20 protein-coding genes, 1 tRNA gene and 1 pseudogene are annotated in these 21,908 nt (G+C 62.3%); 7 read left to right on the top strand and 15 right to left on the bottom strand.

All coding sequences use genetic code 11. The features are described from left to right. Nucleotides 1–156: 156 nt before the first annotated feature. From J0M27_RS09345 to J0M27_RS09325, 5 genes are read right to left on the bottom strand one after another with little or no spacing between them, the layout of a single operon-like run. On the bottom strand, nt 157–933 hold the full coding sequence (locus J0M27_RS09345) for an enoyl-CoA hydratase (protein ID WP_294990351.1): 777 nt from the start codon (nt 931–933) through the stop codon (nt 157–159). Further along, nucleotides 930–1,559 carry a lipopolysaccharide transport periplasmic protein LptA gene (gene lptA / locus J0M27_RS09340; protein ID WP_294990349.1) on the bottom strand — a complete coding sequence of 210 codons (630 nt, stop codon included), beginning with the start codon at nt 1,557–1,559 and terminating at the stop codon, nt 930–932. Before lptA ends, J0M27_RS09345 begins: the two co-directional genes overlap by 4 nt. After that, nucleotides 1,556–2,131 carry an LPS export ABC transporter periplasmic protein LptC gene (gene lptC / locus J0M27_RS09335; RefSeq protein ID WP_294990346.1) on the bottom strand — a complete coding sequence of 192 codons (576 nt, stop codon included), beginning with the start codon at nt 2,129–2,131 and terminating at the stop codon, nt 1,556–1,558. The genes lptA and lptC overlap by 4 nt, the downstream gene beginning before the upstream one ends. Next, entirely contained in the window at nt 2,128–2,640 is a 513-nt protein-coding gene (locus J0M27_RS09330) for an HAD hydrolase family protein (RefSeq protein WP_294990343.1), read from the bottom strand. Before J0M27_RS09330 ends, lptC begins: the two co-directional genes overlap by 4 nt. 23 nt (nt 2,641–2,663) lie before the next feature. Next, nucleotides 2,664–3,605, bottom strand: coding sequence for a KpsF/GutQ family sugar-phosphate isomerase (locus J0M27_RS09325; protein WP_294990394.1), 942 nt, complete (start codon nt 3,603–3,605; stop codon nt 2,664–2,666). A 147-nt stretch (nt 3,606–3,752) separates the two neighbouring features. On the opposite strand from J0M27_RS09325, the gene J0M27_RS09320 reads away from it, so the two are divergent. Continuing rightward, on the top strand, nt 3,753–5,726 hold the full coding sequence (locus tag J0M27_RS09320) for a monovalent cation:proton antiporter family protein (protein WP_294990340.1): 1,974 nt from the start codon (nt 3,753–3,755) through the stop codon (nt 5,724–5,726). A 45-nt stretch (nt 5,727–5,771) separates the two neighbouring features. On the opposite strand, the gene J0M27_RS09315 is transcribed toward J0M27_RS09320, so the two are convergent. Next, the gene (locus J0M27_RS09315) at nt 5,772–6,518 is read right to left on the bottom strand and encodes a prepilin-type N-terminal cleavage/methylation domain-containing protein (protein ID WP_294990339.1); all 747 of its coding nucleotides are present in this window, start codon (nt 6,516–6,518) and stop codon (nt 5,772–5,774) included. 230 nt (nt 6,519–6,748) lie between these two features. On the opposite strand from J0M27_RS09315, the gene J0M27_RS09310 reads away from it, so the two are divergent. Then, complete coding sequence (locus tag J0M27_RS09310; protein ID WP_294990337.1) at nt 6,749–8,458, top strand: sensor histidine kinase; 1,710 nt, start codon at nt 6,749–6,751, stop codon at nt 8,456–8,458. A gap of 37 nt (nt 8,459–8,495) precedes the next feature. On the opposite strand, the gene J0M27_RS09305 is transcribed toward J0M27_RS09310, so the two are convergent. Next, nucleotides 8,496–9,809 (bottom strand): adenylate/guanylate cyclase domain-containing protein, encoded by a 1,314-nt coding sequence (locus J0M27_RS09305; RefSeq protein WP_294990335.1) that lies wholly within the window; start codon nt 9,807–9,809, stop codon nt 8,496–8,498. A gap of 205 nt (nt 9,810–10,014) precedes the next feature. Between J0M27_RS09305 and apaG the strand changes: the two genes are divergently transcribed. Continuing rightward, nucleotides 10,015–10,398, top strand: a complete 384-nt coding sequence (gene apaG / locus J0M27_RS09300; RefSeq protein WP_294990392.1) for a Co2+/Mg2+ efflux protein ApaG — start codon at nt 10,015–10,017, stop codon at nt 10,396–10,398. A gap of 30 nt (nt 10,399–10,428) precedes the next feature. On the opposite strand, the gene J0M27_RS09295 is transcribed toward apaG, so the two are convergent. Next, nucleotides 10,429–11,079 carry a protein-methionine-sulfoxide reductase heme-binding subunit MsrQ gene (locus J0M27_RS09295; protein WP_294990333.1) on the bottom strand — a complete coding sequence of 217 codons (651 nt, stop codon included), beginning with the start codon at nt 11,077–11,079 and terminating at the stop codon, nt 10,429–10,431. 149 nt (nt 11,080–11,228) lie between these two features. Between J0M27_RS09295 and grxD the strand changes: the two genes are divergently transcribed. Then, nucleotides 11,229–11,552: a Grx4 family monothiol glutaredoxin gene (grxD, locus tag J0M27_RS09290; RefSeq protein WP_294990331.1), complete on the top strand. Its 324-nt coding sequence runs from the start codon at nt 11,229–11,231 to the stop codon at nt 11,550–11,552. Between the two features lie 13 nt (nt 11,553–11,565). On the opposite strand, the gene J0M27_RS09285 is transcribed toward grxD, so the two are convergent. Genes J0M27_RS09285 through argH form a run of 3 tightly spaced genes read right to left on the bottom strand, consistent with a single transcriptional unit; the run spans nt 11,566 to nt 15,173 of the window. Further along, nucleotides 11,566–12,456: a fructosamine kinase family protein gene (locus J0M27_RS09285; RefSeq protein ID WP_294990328.1), complete on the bottom strand. Its 891-nt coding sequence runs from the start codon at nt 12,454–12,456 to the stop codon at nt 11,566–11,568. Beyond that, nucleotides 12,453–13,766 (bottom strand): protein kinase, encoded by a 1,314-nt coding sequence (locus J0M27_RS09280; RefSeq protein ID WP_294990325.1) that lies wholly within the window; start codon nt 13,764–13,766, stop codon nt 12,453–12,455. Before J0M27_RS09280 ends, J0M27_RS09285 begins: the two co-directional genes overlap by 4 nt. A 3-nt stretch (nt 13,767–13,769) precedes the next feature. Then, the gene (gene argH / locus J0M27_RS09275) at nt 13,770–15,173 is read right to left on the bottom strand and encodes an argininosuccinate lyase (RefSeq protein WP_294990322.1); all 1,404 of its coding nucleotides are present in this window, start codon (nt 15,171–15,173) and stop codon (nt 13,770–13,772) included. Nucleotides 15,174–15,461: 288 nt separating this feature from the next. On the opposite strand from argH, the gene J0M27_RS09270 reads away from it, so the two are divergent. Together J0M27_RS09270 and J0M27_RS09265 are read left to right on the top strand one after the other, a co-directional pair. Next, entirely contained in the window at nt 15,462–16,391 is a 930-nt protein-coding gene (locus tag J0M27_RS09270) for a polyprenyl synthetase family protein (RefSeq protein ID WP_294990390.1), read from the top strand. An 83-nt stretch (nt 16,392–16,474) separates the two neighbouring features. Further along, a tRNA-Pro gene (locus J0M27_RS09265) sits at nt 16,475–16,551 on the top strand. Nucleotides 16,552–16,567: 16 nt separating this feature from the next. Here J0M27_RS09265 and J0M27_RS09260 read toward each other — a convergent pair. The 3 genes and pseudogenes from J0M27_RS09260 to J0M27_RS09255 all read right to left on the bottom strand — a co-directional run bounded on the left by J0M27_RS09260 (nt 16,568) and on the right by J0M27_RS09255 (nt 20,006). After that, nucleotides 16,568–17,638 (bottom strand): site-specific integrase, encoded by a 1,071-nt coding sequence (locus tag J0M27_RS09260; protein WP_294990319.1) that lies wholly within the window; start codon nt 17,636–17,638, stop codon nt 16,568–16,570. Nucleotides 17,639–17,778: 140 nt separating this feature from the next. Further along, nucleotides 17,779–17,943, bottom strand: a pseudogene (locus J0M27_RS21360) (helix-turn-helix domain-containing protein); the annotation flags it as partial. Nucleotides 17,944–19,799: 1,856 nt separating this feature from the next. Beyond that, a complete protein-coding gene (locus J0M27_RS09255) occupies nt 19,800–20,006 on the bottom strand; it encodes a hypothetical protein (RefSeq protein ID WP_294990316.1) in 207 nt (68 codons plus the stop codon). Between the two features lie 329 nt (nt 20,007–20,335). Between J0M27_RS09255 and J0M27_RS09250 the strand changes: the two genes are divergently transcribed. Continuing rightward, entirely contained in the window at nt 20,336–21,049 is a 714-nt protein-coding gene (locus tag J0M27_RS09250) for a FecR family protein (RefSeq protein WP_294990313.1), read from the top strand. A 19-nt stretch (nt 21,050–21,068) separates the two neighbouring features. On the opposite strand, the gene J0M27_RS09245 is transcribed toward J0M27_RS09250, so the two are convergent. After that, the gene (locus J0M27_RS09245; protein ID WP_294990311.1) at nt 21,069–21,896 is read right to left on the bottom strand and encodes a hypothetical protein; all 828 of its coding nucleotides are present in this window, start codon (nt 21,894–21,896) and stop codon (nt 21,069–21,071) included. Nucleotides 21,897–21,908: the final 12 nt, after the last annotated feature.

Below are 21,908 nucleotides of genomic sequence, written 5' to 3'. Positions count from 1 at the left end.
GAACTTTTTGGTGCAACGCAACATTTATTTTTTTGAGAATAGAAATTTATATAAAACAGTGTATTGAAAATGCAGAAAAGGCCCCGTAGGGCCTTTAATGGTGCGACGCAGAAGGATATTCGCAGGGAATGCCGGGGGGACTCCCGGGCTCGCGTGTCAGCAATCGCGGAAGACTGGCTTGCGCTTTTCGACGAAGGCCTTCATGCCTTCCTTCTGGTCGGCCAGGGCGAAGGCCGAGTGGAAGGTACGGCGCTCGAATAGCAGGCCTTCCTGCAGGCCCGATTCATAGGAGCGGTTGACCGACTCCTTGATCATCATCACCACGGGCAGCGAGAATCCGGCGATGGTCGTCGCCGCGGCCATGGTTTCCTCGAGCAGCTTGTCGGCCGGGATGATGCGGGCCACGAGGCCGCCGCGCTCCGCTTCCTGGGCATCGACGAAGCGTGCGGTGAGGCACATGTCCATGGCTTTGGCCTTGCTCACGGCGCGCGGCAGGCGCTGGGTGCCGCCCGCGCCGGGCAGGATGCCCAGCTTGATTTCTGGCTGGCCGAATTTCGCGGTATCGGCGGCGTAGATCATGTCGCACATCATCGCCAGTTCGCAGCCGCCGCCCAGGGCGAAGCCGGCCACGGCCGCGATCAGCGGCTTGCGGCAGCGGGTGATGCGGTCCCAGTTGCGGCTGATGTAGTTGGCCTTGTAGACGTCCATGAAATTCCATTCGGACATGGCGCCGATGTCCGCGCCGGCGGCAAAGGCCTTGTCCGATCCGGTGAGCACGATGCAGCCGATGCCGTCGTCGGCCTCGAAGGCGTCGAGCGCGGCGCCGAGCTCGTCGATCAGCTTGTCGTTCAGTGCATTGAGCGCCTTGGGCCGATTGAGCGTGATCAGCCCGACCTTGCCGCGTGTTTCGACGATGATGTTTTCGTAGCTCACTTGCTTGCCTCCTGACGGGGGGTGATATCCACGGCGCCCTTGAGCGCCGGCACGAGGGTGGCCGCCGGTGGCGACGATGCCGCGCCGGTTGCCGGGGTCTTGGGCTGGATCACGGCGCGCACGCGCTCGCCGCTGCCCGCCTGGGCGCGGGTGCCGTTGGGGCCGCTGGTGACGAAATACTGTTCCGAGAGCGCATCGTAGGAAATGAACTGGCCGCGCACTTCGTCGAGCCCGCTCTTCACCCGCGCCCGGTTGAAGAACAGGGTTTTCTCCGCCCTGGCGTCGTGTTCGATGCGCTCCGCTTCGCCTTCGATGTAGCCATCCTGGGCCTCGCGCTTCTGGCGGAAGCTGGGCAGCGCGCCGCCGCTGCCGGTGGCGACGCCGCGCTGGTAGCCATCATCGTCCTGGATCACGACGATGCGTTCGGCGCGGATCACCAGCGTGCCCTTGGACAACTGCACGTTGCCTTCGAAGGCCTGCACCTTCTTCACGTCGTCGACACTGACCCGATCCGCCTCGATGTTCACCGGCTTGTCGCGGTCGGCCTTTTCCGCCCTGGCGACGGTTGGGGCCAGGAAGCTGCCGGCGATGCCGGCCAGCGCGGCGTAGCGTAGGAATGCGTTCATGGTTTTTCTGTCCGGTTGCTGTGGAGGGTGCCGGTGACGCGTCCGCGCAGGACCGTCACGCCGGTTTTGTTGTCGAACTCGAGCCCGCTGCCGCGCAGGACGCTCCTGCCCTGGGTGATCGCTACCGGCGCGCCGGTGCGTCCCGTTTCGGCATCGGGAAAGATCTTCAGCACCCGGGTTTCCAGCACGGTCGGCGGCACGTCGCCCGCCGCGCCCCGGCGCACTATGCGAACGTCACCGACGAGGTCGATCTCCTTGCCATCGGTGCCGACGTAGGCCATGCGCGCCGAAATTTCCGCCGGCGCCCCCTGGTGGTAGGTGAGTTGCGGCGCCGTGACGATGGTGGTGTCGTCATCCGGGTAATGCAGCAGCTTCTCGGCGACCAGGGTGTGCTGCAGTTTCCCGTCCATGTCGAACCGGCGCACCTCGAAGTTTTCGACCCAGTAATCGGGATCGTGCCGTTGCGGGCCGCGCGGCTTGTCGCCCTCGATCACCCGATTGAGCCAGAAGGTCAGGGCCGCGAGCAGCACCAGCATGGCCAGCGGGAACAGCGAGGCGCCGCGGTTCTTCAAGCGAGATACTCCGCCATGGCGTCGTCCCACTTGCCCCGGGCGCGCAGGATCAGGTCGCACACTTCGCGTACGGCGCCGCTGCCGCCTTTCTTGCCGGCCACGTAATCGACGCGGCCGAGTACCTCCTCGTGGGCATCGGCCACCGCGGCGGAAAAGCCGCAGGCGCGCAGCAGCGGCAGGTCGACCACGTCATCGCCCATGTACCCGGCCTGGGCGAAACCAATCGCGCGCCGCGCGAGGAGTTCTCCCATCACGGCGCGCTTGTCGTCGATGCCCATGTGCAACTCCGTGATGCCGAGGTTCGCCGCCCGCAGTTCCAGTGCGGCGGAACTGCGGCCGCTGATGATGGCGACTTCGACGCCACCACGCTGCAGCATCTTCAGGCCATGGCCGTCGAGGCTGGAAAAGGCCTTCATCGCATCGCCCTGGGCGCTGAAATAGAGGGTGCCGTCGGTCAGTACGCCGTCGACGTCGAACCCCATCAGGACCACCTGACCGGCCTTGGTCATGGCGCTGGTCGCCCCGCCGGCCATCAGACCACCTTCGCCCGGAACAGGTCGTGCATGTTCAGCGCGCCGAGCAGGGCGCCTGCGTCGTCAGTCACCAGCAGCTGGTTGATCTTGTTGGCTTCCATCATCTCCACCGCTTCCACCGCCAGTCGGCGCGGGCCTATGCCGCGCGGGTGGCGCGTCATGACCGCCGACACCGGGGTGGCGCGCAGGTCGCCGAGGCGTTCCAGGGCGCGCCGCAGGTCGCCGTCGGTAAAGATGCCGGTGATCTTCCTTCCGGCGTCGAGCACCACGGCCATGCCCATGCCGCCCAGGGTCATCGCCGCCAGCGCCGCCGGCACGGGCGTGTCCTCGGCGAGCGTCGGCACCTCCGATCGCATCACGTCGCCGACATGGGTGAGCAGTTTGCGACCGAGCGCTCCGCCGGGGTGGGAGCGGGCGAAATCATCGGCGCCGAACCCGCGCGCATCGAGCAGGGCGACGGCCAGCGCGTCACCGAGCGCCAGCGCCGCGGTCGTGCTGGCGGTGGGCGCCAGATTCAGCGGGCAGGCTTCCTGATCGACGCGGGCATCGAGGTGGATGTCGGCTTCCTGGGCCAGCGAGGAGGTCTCGTTGCCGGTGATGGCGATCAGCTTGCCGCCAAGGCGCTTGACCAGCGGCACGATGGTCAGCAGTTCGTCGTTCTCACCGGAATTGGAAATCGCGATCAGCACGTCGTCGCGCGTGATCATGCCGAGGTCGCCGTGCACGGCTTCGGCGGCATGGACGAAATAGGCTGGCGTGCCGGTGCTGGCGAAGGTGGCGGCCAGTTTCCTGGCGATGTGGCCCGACTTGCCGATGCCGCTGACCACGACGCGGCCGCGGCTGTCCAGGATCAGCCTGACTGCGGCGCTGAATTCGGGGCCCAGCCGGCGTGCCAGCGCAGCCACCGCGGCGGCCTCGATTTCCAGCACCTGCCGGCCCATGGTGACGGCGCGATCGCCGTCGTTCCTGGTTCCGGCGGTCGGCGGAATGGCTTGGTTCATCTCGGGCTGACGTTTATGATGGAGCCAAATTATAGCAACCGCGTTGCGCGGCCTTTTTCTTCTTTTGCCCCTGCCTGCGACCGCCCGATGACCGAAACACTGCCGCTGATCCTGCTGCTGCTGGCCGCTGCCGTGGTCGTCGTGGCGATCTTCCGCATGCTCGGATTGCCGCCTATCATGGGCTACCTGCTGGTCGGCGCCGGGCTCGGGCCGCATGCCGCGGGCTGGGTGCCCGATACCGAGCAGACGCGGCACCTTGCCGAGTTCGGCGTCGTTTTCCTGATGTTCAGCATCGGTCTGGAATTCTCGCTGTCGCGGCTGTACAGCATGAAGCGCATCGTGTTCGGTCTGGGCGCGGCCCAAGTGCTGGGCAGCGCACTGGTCGCTACCGTGCTGGCGCGCGTGGCGGGCATACCCTGGTTGGCCGGGCTGGCGTTGGGTGGCGCCTTGGCGATGTCGTCGACGGCGATGCTGTCCAAGATGCTGACCGAGCGCGGCGAGCTCGACGCACCGCATGGCCGCGAGGTGATCGGCGTGCTGCTGTTCCAGGACATCGCGGTGGTACCGCTGCTGGTGCTGATCCCGGCCCTGTCGCAGCCGCTCGAGGTGATGGCCGAGGCGCTGCTTTGGGCGGGCATAAAGGCCGCGGTGCTGCTCTCGTTGGTCCTGTTTATCGGCCAGCGCGTGCTTTCCGCATGGTTCTACCTTGTTGCGCGCCGCCGCTCCGCCGAACTCTTCATGCTCAATGTGCTGCTGATCACGCTCGGGCTGGCCTGGCTGACCGAGCTGGCCGGACTGTCGCTGGCACTGGGCGCCTTCACCGCCGGCATGCTGATCGGCGAAACCGAATACCGCTATCAGGTCGAAGAAGACATCAAGCCCTTCCGTGACGTCCTGCTCGGGCTGTTCTTCGTCGCCATCGGCATGCGCCTGAACGTGCTGCAGATCGTCGATCAATGGCTGTTGGTCACCGGCCTGCTGGTCGCGCTGATGACGGTAAAGCTGGTGGTGGTCGGCGTTGCCTCGAGGCTGCTGGGCAGTACGCCGGGCACCGCGCTGCGCAGCGGCCTGTGGCTTTGCGCCGGCGGCGAGTTCGGTTTCGTCATCCTTGCCCGGGGCGAAGATGTCAGCCTGCTGGACGCGGCCACGTTGCAGCCGGTGCTGGCCGCCATGGTGCTGTCGCTGTTGCTGGCGCCGCTGATCGTGCATTTCTCCGAACGCCTGGTGTTCCGTTTCGTGGCGTCGGAATGGCTGTTGCGCTCGATGCAGTTGACGCAACTGGCGGCGCAGTCGCTTTCCTCCGACAAGCACGCCATCATCTGTGGCTACGGCCGCACCGGCCAGCATCTGGCGCGCTTCCTCGAAGCCGAAGGGGTTTCCTTCATGGCGCTCGACCTCGATCCGGAACGCGTGCGCGAAGCCAGCATTGCGGCCGAGGCGGTTTCCTACGGCGATTCTTCGAAGAAGGAAACCCTGCTGGCGGCCGGCCTCTCGCGCGCCAGCGTGGTGATCATCACTTTTGCCGATGTCGATGCCGCGCTGCGCGTGATCCACCGCGTGCGTGAACTGCGGCCGGATGTCGCCATCGTCGCCCGTGCGCCGGAACAGGACGATGGTGAAAAGCTCTACGAGGCGGGCGCCGCCGAAGTCGTGCCGGAAGCCCTGGAATCGAGCGTGATGCTTGCCACCCATGCGCTTGCCTTGTCGGGGATCCCGATGCACAAGGTGATCAAGCGCCTGCGCGAAATGCGCGAGCAGCACTATGCGCTGTTGCGCGGCTTCTTCCATGGCGCCACCGACACCGGCGCGCACCTGGCAGACGCCGACCAGCCGCGCCTCCACGCGGTGACGCTGACGCCAGGCGCCTGGGCCATCGGCCGCGCGGTCGGTACGCTCGACCTGGAAAAAGTCGGCGCTGGCGCCACGGCAATCCGCCGTCGCACGCAGCGCGCGATCAAGCTGGAACCCGCGCTGGAGCTGATCGAAGGCGACGTGGTGGTACTGATCGGCACCGCCGCGGCGGTGACGGCGGGGGAGGAACTGTTGCTGCGCGGGAAATAAAAAAGCCCGCCGAAGCGGGCTTTCAGGATGTGACGCGAGTCCCGATCAGAGACCCATGCAGACCACGTAGGATGTCGCATCATCCGTCAGCAGGGTCGATACAGGCAGGCTGTTGCGTGTAGCGCGGTTCGCCATGGTAAGGACGCGCATGTTGCCGGTTGCTGTCTGGCCGTCGTCGAGCGTGGTATCGAGTTGCTTGGCGTACTTGCCGAGGATGCCTTCGGAGCAGATCAGATAGGTCGGCGAGAACGTAGTCGGGGTTCCCAGGGCCGTAACGGCACCCGTGGTCGCGTCGACCGCGCCGTTCTGGATCAGCGCGCCACCCGTTGCGCCGCCGCCGCTCTCGATGCCGATCAGGCCGCCGTCGGCATTGCGTGGCAGGTAGTTGGCATCCGCGGTGTTCGTCGGTCCCGCGCCGAGACCGGCCAGGCGAGCGTGTTGCCAGAAAGTGAAGGTTTCGTCCGTAATCGCGGTGGCCGTCCATACACCGTTGATCACGCCGTTGCCTTTGGCGCAAATGCCAGCGGCGTCTGGAGTGCAACTCGTACCGGAGGTGCCGAATCTGCCGGCGGCGGCCCCGGTGACTTGAACGTCGTCTCCGGGCAAGGCCTTGAACTTGTCCTGGTAGCCGTAGATCAGAAGCGGAATATTGCGGAAATCTGTGGCGAAGTTCTTGACCTTCGCACTATTGATCAGCTCCTGACCTTTCAGTACGCCGCCCAGCAGCAGGCCGATGATGACCAGCACGATCGCGATTTCGATCAGGGTAAAGCCGGATTGTTTGTTGTTCATGATCGTCTCCCCTATGGGGTGGTTGTTGATGCCCAAACACAAGCATAGTCCATGCCAGACTATTTAATTTATAATAATCAAATGGAAAGGTGATTCGCTTAAACAAAGTCCGAATCACATCTGTCGATTATTGGACAGGTTCGTCAGCTATTTGGCAGACCGATGGTCATCGTGGTGGCTAGAATCGGCCTATCCTTCGCGCTTTCTGCCTTTCAGATCCGGCATTTTCCGTGGCGATCCTTCCCGTTCCAGAAACGCTTTCCGCGCGATTGATCGCGGTGCGCCGCGGCTTGTTGCTGGCCTTGCTGGCGGCCCTGTACCTCGTCTTGTGGCAGGGTCCCCACAGTCTTCTGGGGCGCACCCTGTTCATCGCCCATCTGGGGCTGTTCATGCTCTGGCAACCCTTCGTGCAGACAGAACGGCGGCTTTCGCCGACGTCCCTGATGGCGGTCGTCGCCGCGGCCTTGCTGGCCGGTGCCTACCTGAAGGGCTGGATGATCGTGCTCTGGATCATGATGCTGGCCGGCGTCATCGGCGGCAAGGTTCTGCTTTATGGAAGCCGGGCATCACGCCTGTTTTACCTGTTCGCACTGGCCTTCCTCCTGCTCGCATTGATGATCATGGCGGCGCCGATGGCGGTGCCCATCGCCAAGCCGCCGGCGGAAGTCCTCTGGCTGGGCTTCACCGGGCTGCCCCTGGTGCTGATGCTGATGGCGCTGCTGCCGCCGGGGCAGGAGGTGGAAAAAGCGCGCGAAGTCGTCGATTTTGTTTCCAGCCTTTTCGTATTCCTGTTGCTTACCGTGCTGATGCTCGGCAGCCTGGCGGCCATGTTGCTGCTGGGCAGCGGCTATATCGAGGCAATGCTGCAGACTTTGCTGGTGACCGGCCTGACACTCCTGTTGCTGGGCCTGGTATCGAATCCGCGTACCGGATTCACCGGCATCGGCAGCGTGATCTCCCGCTACATGATGTCGATTGGCCTGCCCATGGAACAGTGGTTGCAGGCCCTGTCCAATCTGGCCCTGCGCGAAGAGGATCCGCAAGCCTTCCTCGAACAGGCCTGCGTGGAAATTGCGCAGCGCCTGCCCTGGGTTCGCGGTGGCGAGTGGATCACCGGCAGGAGCAGCGGCAGTTTCGGCACCCTGGAAGGCCGCCGCTCCGAGTTCAGCCATGGCGGCATGGTGCTCGTGTTCTATACGTTGCACTCCCCCTCGCCGACGCTGATCTGGCATTACAACCTGCTGGCGCAGTTGCTGGCGCAGTTCCACGCCGACAAGCAGCGTGCCCTCGAGCTCAAGCAACTGTCCTATTTGCAGGCTATCCATGAAACCGGGGCGCGGCTCACCCACGACGTGAAAAACCTTCTGCAGTCCCTCAATGCACTGTGTTCGGCCGGCGTCGAGCCGGGCGCCGAGTCGTCGCAGGAGTACCAATCGCTGTTGCGGCGGCAACTGCCGGCGATCACCGAACGTCTGGCCGAAACCCTGGTCAAGCTCAACGCGCCGCAGGACATCGCATCGGCGCGCTGGGTGGGCGCCGCCGACTGGTGGCGTGAGCTCAGTCAGCGCATGGCGGCGCTGCAATGGATCGAGTTCCGCGCCGCGACGCCGCTGACAGGCGATCTGCCGGCCGAAGTGTTTTCCGGCGTGGCCGATAACCTGATTCGCAACGCCGCGGAAAAGCACCTGCGCGAGCCGTCGCTGCGTGTCGAGATCGAACTGTCGATGACCGTTGTCGGCTTCCAGTTGATGGCCTGCGATAACGGCTCGGCGATGCCGGAGGAGGTGGCATCCAGCCTGTTCCTGGGCCCGGTGACATCGGCCAGTGGTTACGGGATCGGGCTATACCAGGCGGCGCGCTATGCCCAGGTTGCCGGTTACCGACTGGAACTTGCGTGCAACCGTGCCGGGCGCGTCTGCTTCCGCCTTGCGGTAGCCTGACCAGGATGATGTCGGGCTTGCCCGGCGCGGCAATTCCTCAAGCCCACGGGGCGCTGTCTTCGGCAACTGCTCCCTTGCGGCCGACCAGGCGATAGACGGTCATGTTGCCCTTGCCCTTGAGGTAGATGGTCTGCGGCTCGTGGAAATCGAAACTCGATGCGAGGCGGTGGTAGGTCATGGTGTCGCACTGAATCATTCCTGGCACGCCTTCCGACGTTATGCGGCTGGCAATGTTGACGGTATCCCCCCAGAGGTCGTAGATGAATTTCTTCTTGCCCAGCACGCCTGCAACGATGGGTCCGGTGCCGATTCCGATACGCACTTCGAGATGGGATGAGTTGATGGCGAAGTCCCGACGCAGCAGGTCGCGCATAGCCAGGGCCATGTCGGCGATTGCCGCCGAATAATTGGTGACGTTGTCATCGAGTCCGCCGGCGACCATGTAGGCATCGCCGATGGTCTTGATCTTTTCCAGGCCGTATTGTTCCGCCAGTTCGTCGAAGGCCGAGAAGATGCGGTTGAGCATGGCGAACACTTGGGATGGCGACATGTTGGCCGCCACCTGGGTGAAGTTGACGATGTCCGCGAACATCACGGTGACGTCGGCGAAGCCGTCGGCGATGGTCTTGTCAGACGTTTTCAGGCGATCAGCGATGGACCCGGGCAGGATGTTGAGCAAAAGCTTTTCCGAGCGCTCCTGCTCGATCTGGATCTGCTTGTGGGCCAGTTCCAGGCTGTCGAGCGTCTTCCGCCGCTCGGCGATCGAACGGCGCAGCAGCAGGTAGATGATGGTCGAGATCGCGATGAAGTTGAGCGCGAAGAACACGATCGTGGTGCGCACCGGGACGTTGCTCTTCTTGCCGAACACCGTATCGGCCAGGTACCAGTCGGCGGCGCCCGAAAGCGCGGTGAGCACGACCCAGGCGATGAACCAGCCGACGGATTGGCGCACGCCGATGCAGAGGAGGGCGCCGATGGGGCCAAGCAAGGCCCACAGCAGCACGCCGCTGGTCGAAATGATGGTGCCGCTCCACTGCGCGACGAAGGGCAGGAAAAGGAACAGGCCCAGTTGGGTGACGCGGAAGAAGTCGAAATTGCGCGTGCGGATGAACAGCAGCATGTTGCCGGCCAGCAGCAGTTGGAAAACCAACGGTGCGGTGGTCGAGAACTGCGGCCCGAGCGTCAGGTAGATTGCCACCCAGATCATGATGGCGACACTGGCGAAGCCGGTGGCCAGCATCAGCAACGATTTGTTGAGCCTCAGCTCTTCGCTGTCACCGGGTTCGATGCCGGCGTTCTGCAGTCTTGCCAGAAAGCGCTGTGGAGTTGAGCCTGTTTCGTAAGTGATCATGTTCTGGGATACCGTTTCCCCATGCAATGCGGGCGACATAAAACGACTTCGGGCTGGGGCGGCGGCGGCGAATCGGTTCGCATGGCGGAAGTGTCGCGGAATCGGGCGAATTGGTCAAGAATCATGCTTGGTGTTCCACTTTGCGGATGATCGCGCCCGGGCATTTCTTGCCGGTTCGGCGATTTTGGTGTTGAATGCGGCCCTCATGGCCGAATCGAAGAAATACGACGTGACGGTTGCCGTCGCGACCCACTATATTGCGGAGCAGTCCGATCCGGCGATAAACCGGCACGTGTTCGCCTACACGGTGACCATCACCAATACCGGAAACGTTCCGGCTCAGTTGATCTCGCGCCACTGGATCATCACCGATGCCGAGGGCCACGTGCAGGAAGTGCGCGGACTTGGCGTCGTCGGCCACCAGCCCTTGCTGGCACCCGGCCAGAGCTTCGAGTACACCAGTGGTTGCCAACTCGCCACCCCGGTCGGGACGATGAAGGGCAGCTACCAGATGACGGCCGAGGATGGTATCCAGTTCGACGCGCGGATTGCCGAGTTCGTCTTGTCGATGCCGCGCGTCCTGCACTGAGCCAGGTTCCTCGCCGGCTGCCGCGCGTCGCTATTTCCTGACCGTTAGCAGTATCACGCGTCGCGCCGGCTTCCGCGCCGCGCCGGTAGCGATGATCCGCCTTCCTTCCCGCACCCGCCACCATAGCCGCCAGCCGAGCAGGATGGCCAGCAGTAGTGCGCAGGCTACCGGTTTGGCGACTTCGGCCTTGACCATCCAGGAATAATGCAGCACCGCGAGCAGGCCGACAAGGTACACACTGCGATGCAGTTTCTGCCAACGCCGGCCGCCCAGTTTGCGCAGGGCAAGGTCATTCGAGGTGATGGCCAGTGGCAGCAGCAGCGCGAATCCGAGCATGCCGGCGACCATGAACGGACGTTTGACTACATCCGCGATGATTGCCAGCCAGTCAAATTGCTGATCGAGGCCGAGATAGGAGGCCATGTGTGCGGATGCATAGAAGAATGCGTAAAGCCCGATCATGCGGCGCAGGCGCGCCAGCCACGCCCAGGCCGTGTGCTTGCGCAATGGCGTTAGCGTCAGCGTGAGCAGCAGGAAGGCCAGCGCCCAGCCGCCGAGACCGCGAGTCAGGGCGTCGATCGGGTCTTCCCCGAGGGTATCGGTCCAGGCGCCCCGGAGATAATATGCGAGCGGCAGCAGGCAGACGAGAAACAGCGGTGCCTTGATCTGGGCAGGGTTCACGGCTGCTTCTCCCATGCCATGCCCATATGCGACGCCACGGCCAACCCGCGTCTATTTCCGTAGGATTTTGGATTCATGCAGTTGACCTGACGGCGTTCTGGCCGTTAGAATATCCCGAGTTATTTACTCAACTATTATTGGAACACACAATGGACATCAAGGAAAAAATTCACCAGACCGTGACGGGCAATCCCGTTGTTTTGTACATGAAGGGAACCCAGCAGTTTCCGCAGTGCGGCTTCTCGGCGCGCGCGGTGCAGATACTCAACGCCTGCGGTGTAAAGAACTTCGTCAGTGTCGACGTGCTGGCTGATCCCGACGTGCGTCAGGGCGTCAAGGATTACGCCAACTGGCCGACCGTGCCGCAACTCTACATCAACGGCGAATTCGTCGGCGGCAGCGACATCATGACCGAGATGTACCAGTCGGGCGAACTGCAGAAACAACTGGAACCCGTGGTCAAGTCCGCCTGACGCACCCCCGTGGTCAGCGCCGCAGGTCGGCCAGCAGGCGTTCGATCATGCGCTGCGCCTGCCCGAGGTAGGCACCACCGAACAGGTTGAAGTGGTTGAGGATGTGGTAGAGGTTGTACAGCGGTTTGCGTGTTTCGTAACCGCGATCCAGCGGCCAAGCGCTGCGGTAAGCAACGTGGAAGCTTTCGGGGAAACCGCCGAAGAGTTCCGCCATGGCGAGGTCGGTTTCGCGGTCGCCCCAATAGCAGGCGGGATCAAATATCAGGGGACGGCCGCAGCGGTCTTGCGCGGCGTTGCCCGACCACAAGTCCCCATGCACAAGGCTTGGCAACGGGCGATAGTCGATGAACAGGCCACCGAGGCAGTCGACAACGCCGAGCCCCATGGCCACGAGCTTCGGGTCCATCCCGTTTTGTCGGGCCAGTGCAAGCTGAGGCCGCAATCGGTGTTCGCCGAAGAAGTGCGGCCAGTCCGTGTGCAGGGTATTGCGCTGGAAGGTGGCGCCGATGAAGTTATCTTCGGTCCAGCCGAAGGCGGGGCCCTGGACGCGATGCAATGCCGCCAGCGCGCTGCCCAGCCGAGCGCCGCCCTGGTTGTTCAGCGCTTCCAGGTCGAGATGTTCGAGCACCAGAAAGGATAGTGCCGCGACGTCACCCATCGCCACAAAAGTCGGCGCCGGTACCACGGCGGCTTCCGCCAGTGCGCGCAACCCGGATGCTTCGGCGGCAAACATCGCGGCCGCGGCGGTGTCGCCGGTCTTCACGAAATATCGGCGTTCACCATCATCAACGCGCCAGGCGCGATGAATCGAGCCGCCAGCGACGGAACGGATCGAACGGGGGCTGAAGGGAATTCCCGTGTGTGCCGCGATGGCTGCGGCAATGGGCCCGAAATCGGGTGTCAAAGCGCCGCGAGTCTGGCGTTGGCGTCGGCCAGGCGCCCCGCGATGACGTCGAGGAAGCCCTGGTAGAAGTGCATCCGGCAGGCGTCGGAGGCGTGCTGCAGTGCCTGCGCGGAAACCGTGACTACCTTGGTGGCGGTCTGCGCCACGACGTCGGCCCCACGTGTGTGTTCGCCGCGACGGATGATGGCCATCTCGCCAAAGCACTCTCCGGCCGCCAGCGTTCCAAGGGTATGGCCGCACTTGGAAACGGCCAATTCCCCCTCGAGCAGGAATGCGAAGAAATCCCCGCGTTCGCCATCGCGCATGATCACGGTGCCGGCGGCCACTTCGTCCCACCGCGAGAAGCGCACCACTTCCCAAAGATTGACGTCGGTGAATTCGCGGAAGAACGCCAGCCCGCGGAGGCTCTCGAACTTCTCGCTGTCCGGGAAGGCCTGCCGCTGGGATACCAGCAGCTTGTTGCGGAAGGACTGCGCCAGGTCATGGGAGAACTCTTCCCAGCTCTGGTAGCGCGCCTCGATGTCCTTCTGCATGGCGCGCGCGACCACGGCATCGAGGCTGGTCGGCATGTCGGTGCGAAAGGTCGACGGCGGCGGCGGATCGGTATTGCAGATCTGGTAGATCATCCCGTAGTTCGAGGTCGACTGGAACGGCAGGCGCGCGGTCAGCAACTGGTACATCACCACGCCCAGCGAGTAAATGTCGGTCTGGTGGTTCAGCGGCATGTCGCGCACCTGCTGCGGCGACATGTAGGCCGGGGAGCCGACGCCAGACACCTGGGTGCGGCTTTGCTCCCCGGTGCTCATCATCGCCGCGCCGAAGTCCGATATCTTGATATCGCCGCTGGCATGCTCGCGGCTGTCGCCCGGATCGACGAGCAGGATGTTTGCCGGCTTGATGTCGCGGTGGGTGATGCCGGCGCGGAAGGCATAATCGAGTGCCCGCGTGCACTTGAAGATCATCTCGACCAGTCGATCCACGGGCAGCAGGCTGCTCGGCGTGCAGAAAGCCTCCAGCGTGCCGCCCTTGACGTATTCCATGACGATGTAGCTTTGTTCCTCGGCCACCACGGCGTCGTAAATCTGCACGATGTGCGGATGGTTCAATTTGCCGGCAAGGGATGCCTCGGTCATCAGAAGGTTGCGGTAGAGCTTGCCGCGTTCCTTGTCGCGCAAGACTTCCGGGAAGATGGCCTTGACCGCGACCTCGCGCTTGGCGAAGGGGTCGTAGCCGAGGTAGACGATGGAGGTGGCGCCTTGCCCAAGTTGGCGGTGAATCTCGTACTTGCCTATCCGATGGGGTATGGCCATCGGTCAAAGTCGTGCGCGCGATCGCGCTATCGCGGCGCGCACCTGTGCTGGCGCGGTGCCGCCAAGATGGTCGCGCGCGGCCAGCGATCCGGCGACGGTCAGCACCGCGAAGGCATCGTCCGCCACCAGCGGCGAGAACGCGCGCAGCTCGTCCAGAGTCAGGTCCGGCAGGTCGCAACCGCGTGCTTCGCAGGTGCGCACGGCGCGGGCGACCACTTCGTGCGCGTCGCGAAAGGGCAGGCCCTTCTTCACCAGATAGTCGGCGAGGTCGGTCGCCGTGGCGTAGCCCTGGCGCAGGGCGGCCGCCATGGCATCGGGCTTGACGCGAATGCCAGGCACCAGGTCGGCAAAGATGCGCAGGGTGTCGATCAGGGTATCGGCCGTGTCGAACAGCGGCTCCTTGTCTTCCTGGTTGTCCTTGTTGTAGGCCAGGGGCTGGCCCTTCATCAACGTCAGCAAGCCCATCAGGTGGCCGAAGACGCGGCCGGTCTTGCCACGCGCGAGTTCAGGCACGTCGGGATTCTTCTTCTGCGGCATGATCGAAGAACCGGTACAGAACCGGTCCGCGAGGTCGATGAAGCCGACGCGCGGACTCATCCAGAGCACCAACTCTTCGGAAAAGCGCGACATGTGCATCATCGACACCGAGGCGGCGGCACAGAATTCGATCGCAAAGTCCCGATCGGAAACCGCGTCCAGGGAATTCTCGCAAACGCCTTCGAAGCCAAGTTCGCGCGCCACCGATTCGCGGTCGATGGGGAAGGTGGTGCCGGCCAGGGCGGCGGCGCCCAGAGGGAGCTGGTTGGTGCGGCGCCGACAGTCGGCAAAGCGCTCGCGATCACGGCGCAGCATTTCGAAATAGGCCAGCAGGTGGTGGCCGAAGCTGACCGGCTGCGCCACCTGGAGATGCGTGAAACCGGGCATCGGGGTCTCGGCATGGGTTTCGGCCGCTGTGAGCAAGGCGACCTGGAGGTTGCGCAGCAGGATGTCGATATCGTCGATCGTATCGCGCAGCCACAGCCGGATGTCGGTGGCTACCTGGTCGTTGCGCGAGCGGCCGGTATGCAGGCGCTTGCCGGCATCGCCGACAAGTGCCGTAAGGCGCTTCTCGATGTTCAGGTGCACATCCTCGTCATCGAGGTTCCAGTTGAAATTGCCGGCCTCGACTTCGTCGGTTATCGTCGCCATGCCTTGTTCGATCGCGGCCAGGTCTCTGGCGGCGATGATGCCCTGGCGCGCCAGCATGCGCGCATGCGCCAGCGAGGCCCGGATATCCTGCCGCCACATGCGACGGTCGAAAAACACTGATGCCGTGTAGCGCTTGACCAGATCGGAAACGGGTTCGGAAAACCGCCCGGACCAGGCGGCCTGGGGAATGGGGGAGGCGGGAGGTTTCGGCTGGCTCATGATGGGAATGCGATTGCGGCTGGCAAGCGGTGCAGTTGAACGTTATTTCCTCGGCGCCAGCACCGGGTCAGCCGGCATCCGGTGTCGGGACGGAAATCAAAACCACCGGAAAATCATAGGAGAAAGTTGATCTGTTCAAGCCCGAAGTATAAGGGGAAACCCCCTGTCATCCTGCCTGCAGGGCTTCCGTTGACGCCGACCGATGTGCCGCCTAACATCGCGCTTTCGCTTCAGCTTCCTACATCCGCCGTGGACTTTTCCAGCCTGTACGCCCCCATTGACGCCGACATGCGTGCAGTCGACGCCGTGGTTCGAGTTCGTTTGCATTCCGACGTGGCGCTGGTGCGTCAGGTCGCCGAATACATCGTTTCCGCCGGTGGCAAGCGCATGCGCCCCGCGCTTGTCCTGCTGGCGGCCGGTGCCTGCGGCTATTCCGGCACCCGCCATCATGAACTGGCGGCCGTGGTCGAGTTCATCCACACCGCAACCTTGCTGCACGATGACGTCGTCGACGAATCCTCGCTGCGTCGAGGCCGCGATACCGCCAATGCAGTATTCGGCAATCCCGCCAGTGTGCTGGTCGGCGATTTCCTGTATTCCCGCGCGTTCCAGATCATGGTCGGGGTCGGCAGCATGCGGGTGATGCAGGTGTTGGCCGATGCGACCAACACGATCGCCGAAGGCGAGGTGTTGCAACTGATGAACTGCCGCAATGCCGACATCGAAATCGGCGCCTACCTGCAGGTGATTCGCTACAAGACTGCCAAGCTGTTCGAGGCCGCCGGTCGTCTCGGCGCAATCCTCGGCGAAGCCAGTGATGGCGTCGAACAGGCACTGGCAGCCTACGGCACGCACATCGGTACTGCATTCCAGCTGATCGATGACGTGCTCGATTACTCCGGGCAGGAAGCGGAAACCGGCAAGCACCTGGGCGACGACCTGGCCGAGGGCAAGCCGACGCTGCCGCTGATTCATGTCATTCAGCATGGCAATCCGGAGCAGGCCGCCTTGGTCCGGGACGCGATCGAGAACGCCAGCGGCGAGAATTTCGTGGCGGTGCTTGCGGCAGTGCGCGCCAGCGGCGCGCTGGCCGCGGCCCACACTCATGGAGTGGCGGAAGCCGGACTTGCAAAAGCGGCTCTTGCCGCATTGCCGGATTCAAAGTTCAGGGAAACGCTGCTACAATTGGCGGACTTCGCGGTACAAAGAAGGTTTTGATCGCCGCAAGGTTCGCAAGGATGACTCTCGGGCAGCAGCGTTCCGCCCGATCCCGCATGTCATGCCGTGCCACCCAATACCATCGGGGCGTAGCTCAGCCTGGTAGAGTACTGCGTTCGGGACGCAGGAGTCGGAGGTTCGAATCCTCTCGCCCCGACCACTATTTACAAGGGTTTCTACATCAGCCCTTGCCCTCTTTCCCGCTCGACGTAACCGGAACGTAACCGGTCCAACACGCCGACCGCGGATTTCAGCCTCTCCGGTGCAAGGTGCGCATAGCGTTCGGTCATCTCAATACTCGAGTGGCCGAGCACGTCGCGTACTTCCATCATCGAAGCCCCTTGCTGCACCATCCAGGACGCGCAGGTATGTCGGAGATCATGAACCCTGAATTGCTCGATCCCGGCCCGCCTGCAGGCGCTCTGGAAACCCTTCTGCATGAACTTCACGCGTTCGCCGTCCTGGTGGGCGAACACCCACGGAGACGCCGGACAAAATTGCGCCCGGAAACGAGCACGACCCAACATTGCCTTTCGCGCTTCCTCGTTTAGCGGTACTACTCGCCGCTTACCGCTTTTCGTGTGATGGCCTTCGAGGTATATCAATCCCTCTCGAAGATCGACACGATCCCACGATAGTTCCAGCAGCTCGCCTTTGCGACATCCAGTATTCAGAGCCGCTCGAATGAAATCCGCCAGATGTGGCGATTTCCTGTCCTGCTCCGCTTCCGAAATCAGCGCATCAGCCTCGGCACGACTGATCCAACGCAAACGGCCTTCCGGCTGACGCAACGACATTCCTGAACAAGGATTGCCGATGTTCCAGTCCCAACGCTTCCTGGCGTAGTTGATTGCTGCTGACAACATATCCAATTCACGATTGATGGTTGCCGGGCCTACTTTCGCCCGCTTCCGCATTTCGATGTACCCGGAAATGTCGGCGCGATTAAGACGCTCCAACACCTTTCCAGTGAAATACGGTTGCAGGCGCTTCACTGCAAAAGCCGTTCGCTCAGGACTTCGGACTTCGTCGTTCGTGGCTTCGAGATACCGAACCATCAACTCGTCGAAAGTGTGTTCAGGCTGGATGCCCCACTTCCGCTGCTGATGGACTTCAAGACGCCGCTTTGCTTCGAAGGCTTCCGCTTCCTTGCGGTCAGCTGTTCCAGTAGTTTCGTAAGCTGTTTTGCCGTTTGCGTCGGTGTATTTGATCCACCAATACGGCGAATCTTTACGTCGGTATGCCATGTGCTGGACTCCTCACACGCAACCGACTCCGCGCGTGTCAGATTGTCCGCTTCTTGTGCCACAACGACAACAGACTTCGACACGCCGACCGGAGTTTCGCACGCGAAACCGTATCCGCCGACAGCAGTGCGCTGCACATAGGCGCGGATCGAGCTGGCCGGTATCCGCAGCAATCTCAGACCGACTCGACACGAGGCCAGTTCGCCGCGTTCGATCAACCGGCGAACCGTACTCTTGGACACACCGCCGAGGCATTTGCCGGCTTCTTCGAGGGTCAGCAATAGCGGATATTCTTCGGTCGGCACAGTCACGCTGGCCACCTAATCCCCGCGTCCCTTAGGATCGTCCGAGGCATCGCGCATGATTTCTTGCCCGCGCTCATGTCTGACCACGTATTCCCCAAGTACAACCGCCGCCATCGTCGAAGGTGTCAATCCATAGACCGCAGCCGCTCGAACGAAACGCTGCATCATGTCCGGTTCAAGGCGAACCCTGATCGACTCTGTTCGTTTTCCTGCTTGCTCAGCTCGTGACATATAGCCCTCTTTAAGTGTCTATTAAGTGCCTATAGTGTCACTCTTTGGTGTACTCATGTCAAGCCACTGCTTTTCATTCGCCAGAAACCGCCGATATCGTGACAACGCCGCTTGATTTCGCGGATTGGTCAGGATTCGGCATACCAGGTGCACCTCGATGTAGGACACGCCCAGGGAGAGCAGCCGCTTTTTCTCTGTTGCGATTCGACGCCACGCCCTTCGCCGGCAAGCGTTGTCATGCTGACGACACCACCGCTTCATGAAGTAGAGATTTGCCAACCTCCCGGCCCAAGGCGGTAGCACCCAATCACCGCAACCATCAGGACTGGTGAACATCCTGTCCGAGGCTAAGATTCTCGACCGATTGCCAAGGCTTTGGCGCAGTGACCGACTCGAACGACCGGCGATCGAAATAAACGCCCTCGTCAGACAACTGCTGCGCGATTACCAGCGCCGTTTCAGACTTAAGTAACCGGGGTTGCCCTGACTTCTCCGCCTTAAGGTAGTGGTAAGGAACCTCACGATCCCCCCGGGGGGAAACTGAAAGAACCCATCGACCATGATGCGCCCAACACCTGACCGCCCATTGCCAACGCCCAATCTTCATGAAGGCGCGCATCTGATTAAGCCTTAATCCAGTAGCCATTTTCCGCTTCATTTACCCTCCCGCAATCTTCCGCAATAAGCACTGTTTGCGAAACCAATCACCGCAAAAACTGCGATTTGCGCGCAAACGAGCCGATTTGCCGGTTCTGCAGAAACATCGCAAATCCTTGTAAAGCCTTGCAGCGCAAGCGCTCACAGAGAAAAGAAAGCATAGAATTATCAAAATGAGAATCTCCGGCGTAAGTGTTACTAAGCCGAAACGAAATTCCGATCCGGCCACAGGTTCGATTTCCGTGACATTTCAGGGCCGCAGCAACCGTCCGAGAGGCGCAGCCGGACGCCTCGGCTGCCGCCCCTTGCGGGGCTGGCAGCCGAGCGACGCGCCTGCATTTCCTCGTGCCGATCAGCGCTACTGACACCGCCGCTAGCAAGCGATCCGCAACCGACTCCGGCAAATCCTCGGCATGCGAATCCGCGCCTCTGTCGGCATGGGATTGGGGGAAGAGAGAATTCCCCCCAATCCCACCCCTAGAGCGTTCCCTGCGGGGCTGGAGGCCGTACAAGGGCCTTTCGCGGCATAAACGGTTCCCCCCGCTACGCGGGTCCCCCCATTTATTCCACGGTGCCCTTGACGGAATAGCGGCCTTACTGGCATTGACGGCTAGCCCCCCCCGATTCCCTGCCGTGCGATCGCCGCGCCGACGCGGGACCCTGGCGAAGCGTGTCGTCGGCGCTGCGCGCCGCCACACGCTTCGCCATCCCGCATCATTCCTGGGCGCTACGCGCCCAGGCACTGCGTGCCGGCGACCGCACTGATCGAGGATTTCAACGATCACAACGTTTGAATTCCAGTTCGGTGATGCTCGCCGCCAGGTGACCGACCCACCGGAAACTCGGGTACTTGATTACAAGCGCCATCGTCGGCCCTAGGACGAACACAAGGGACAAGTACCACCACCAGAAATAAGTAAAGCCCTTTCGCCGCCTCAACTCCTCGAAGTTGGGATCCCAAGGCAGTCTCATGGCTCTACTCCACCCGCCGCCACATTGGCCAGCCCTACCTCGAGCTCGAAGCCTCGAACGGCCCGACTCAAAGCTAACGAGGTCAAATGCGACACCGGGATATTCATACGCTCTGCGACTTTTTGCAGCCGCACCTTCAATCCCGAATCTACCGAAATATGCATGCTCGACTTGCGCCGCTGCGCTTTGTTCTGCGTAACCATTTCGTAACTGCCTCCTGATGAATTGCCCGAATTTCTGCGACTTCTTGAGAACCCGGCGCGGTGCCGGCTACGTGAAACTGTTGAAAAATCGATGTTCTCGCCAAGCCTAAAAAATTCGGGACGCAGGAGTCGGAGGTTCGAATCCTCTCGCCCCGACCAGATCCTTGAAGTGCTGCAGGCCATGCAGGCCGGTTTTCCGCGACTTTTCTTGCCCGGTCGATTCTCTTGTTCCGGGCATGTTGCCGGGCATATTTCCTTGAATGATCGAACCTCATGGTTTAATCTGAAAATGTTGCGTCATAACGACGTCCCGTCAGGAGAGAATCACAATGAAGTCATTGCATTCAGCAAGGAAACTCAGCTTTTCGATCCTCCTGCTCGCGCTTGCAGGTGCGGTTTTCGCGGCCGAGTCAGGGTCCATCGACAAATTGTCTGGCGAGGTCACGATAACGGGGACAGACAAGCAATCGCGCAAGGCCGGGCCGAACGAAAGAATCCAGTCGGGCGATACGGTGGCCACCCAGGCCAAGAGCGAAGTTGTTCTGAAACTCGCCGATGATTCGGTCGTCGCATTGCGACCGAACACACAATTCAAGCTGGATGACTTCAAGTACGAAAAGAAGTCGACGGACACCGCGCAGTTTTCCCTGCTCAGGGGCGCCGCCCGCTTCCTGACGGGCCTGATCGGCAAGACGTCACGCGATCGCGTCCAGGTGACTGCAGCCACTGCCACGGTGGGTATTCGGGGCACGGATTTCGAAGTTGCCATCGTCGCCGAGGACACCCCGGACGCCCGCGCCGGCGTTTACGACTATGTCCACGACGGCGCCACCAACATCAAGCTGGCGGCGGGTCCCGCGCTGGACGTGAAGAAGGAACAGACGGCATTTGCGCCCGACAAGCCGAAGCCCGGCGAGGCGCCCCTGTACATCCTCGATTCGACCCCGGTATTCCTGCAACAGGGTGGCGGATTCGATTCGCTGATGCAGTCCCTGACGATGCAGCCGGTAAACGTGATCCACCAGATGCCCTCGTTCCGCTGAACCGTTTTCTAACTCCCGGCTATCTTGTGAGGCAGGACTGGACTCGCAACTCCTTCCAGTCCTCCTTCCAGCAGCATTGGTGGTCGTAGTCCTCCTTGTCAACCACCCGTGCGCCCGGAACCTGCGTCAAAAAGCGGCGGCTAGTTGCCGGCGGCACCAGGGTATCTTTGCGGCCGCGGAAATGTGTCTGCCTTAGCGGCCCGAGTTTTTTCGCATGGTCGGCCGGATTCAGTGAATAGCTCAGTCGCGAAACCCCGATTGCCGAGGTCCATGCATCGGTGTCCATCGGGGCGGCGATCGTAACGAGGCAATTGATGTCGTCGCGCCGCGCGGCGACCAAGGCTGCCATCGCACCGCCACCAGAGTATCCAACGAGGTTGATCGAGGACGCTTGCGCACGCCTCTTCATTGCGCTCAATGCGGCGTTCGTAGCCTTTACCGCGTCCTCGCTGAAGCGGCCGAGCATCCACAAGGCCGGATCGCATTGGGCCAGCGCACTCGGCGTGAGGTACTGGCACGGACGACCAAGGTAAGCCACGGCACCGCCGGGGTCGGCGGCCGCCATCTGCAGCACCATCGGTTTGTGTGGAGTCGGATCGAATGGCGGCTCATCCGGCACTCGCCAGGGGGCGCCGTCGCTTTCTATGTAGACCGTAAGCGTCTGAACCACGCCGGGTGGGGATTTGAGCCTGAAGAAGCCCTTCAGCCGCGTGTCCGGAAGATCGACCGATGAGAATCCGGCATCGGTGGCAATGGCAAAGGCGTGTTCGGCGGGTGCCTGAAGCAGGGCGCAAGCCCCCAGAAACAAAACTGCCGAACCGGGAATGACCCAATTCGGCAGTTTCATTTGAGGCGTTAC

Source organism: Sulfuritalea sp. (genome assembly GCF_017302275.1).
GTDB lineage: Bacteria > Pseudomonadota > Gammaproteobacteria > Burkholderiales > Rhodocyclaceae > Sulfuritalea.
The sequence above is the reverse complement of the archived record's forward strand: the minus strand, read 5'-3'. Positions and strand labels throughout refer to the sequence as shown.

Excerpts from the sequence above, each read along its gene's own strand:
- lptA (WP_294990349.1), bottom strand. The coding sequence starts at position 1,559 with ATGAACGCATTCCTACGCTACGCCGCGCTGGCCGGCATCGCCGGCAGC.
- J0M27_RS09330 (WP_294990343.1), bottom strand. The coding sequence starts at position 2,640 with ATGACCAAGGCCGGTCAGGTGGTCCTGATGGGGTTCGACGTCGACGGC.
- J0M27_RS09325 (WP_294990394.1), bottom strand. The coding sequence starts at position 3,605 with ATGGGCCGGCAGGTGCTGGAAATCGAGGCCGCCGCGGTGGCTGCGCTG.
- J0M27_RS09320 (WP_294990340.1), top strand. The coding sequence starts at position 3,753 with ATGACCGAAACACTGCCGCTGATCCTGCTGCTGCTGGCCGCTGCCGTG.
- J0M27_RS09315 (WP_294990339.1), bottom strand. The coding sequence starts at position 6,518 with ATGAACAACAAACAATCCGGCTTTACCCTGATCGAAATCGCGATCGTG.
- J0M27_RS09305 (WP_294990335.1), bottom strand. The coding sequence starts at position 9,809 with ATGATCACTTACGAAACAGGCTCAACTCCACAGCGCTTTCTGGCAAGA.
- apaG (WP_294990392.1), top strand. The coding sequence starts at position 10,015 with ATGGCCGAATCGAAGAAATACGACGTGACGGTTGCCGTCGCGACCCAC.
- grxD (WP_294990331.1), top strand. The coding sequence starts at position 11,229 with ATGGACATCAAGGAAAAAATTCACCAGACCGTGACGGGCAATCCCGTT.
- J0M27_RS09280 (WP_294990325.1), bottom strand. The coding sequence starts at position 13,766 with ATGGCCATACCCCATCGGATAGGCAAGTACGAGATTCACCGCCAACTT.
- argH (WP_294990322.1), bottom strand. The coding sequence starts at position 15,173 with ATGAGCCAGCCGAAACCTCCCGCCTCCCCCATTCCCCAGGCCGCCTGG.
- J0M27_RS09270 (WP_294990390.1), top strand. The coding sequence starts at position 15,462 with ATGCGTGCAGTCGACGCCGTGGTTCGAGTTCGTTTGCATTCCGACGTG.
- J0M27_RS09260 (WP_294990319.1), bottom strand. The coding sequence starts at position 17,638 with ATGGCATACCGACGTAAAGATTCGCCGTATTGGTGGATCAAATACACC.
- J0M27_RS09255 (WP_294990316.1), bottom strand. The coding sequence starts at position 20,006 with ATGGTTACGCAGAACAAAGCGCAGCGGCGCAAGTCGAGCATGCATATT.
- J0M27_RS09250 (WP_294990313.1), top strand. The coding sequence starts at position 20,336 with ATGAAGTCATTGCATTCAGCAAGGAAACTCAGCTTTTCGATCCTCCTG.
- J0M27_RS09245 (WP_294990311.1), bottom strand. The coding sequence starts at position 21,896 with ATGAAACTGCCGAATTGGGTCATTCCCGGTTCGGCAGTTTTGTTTCTG.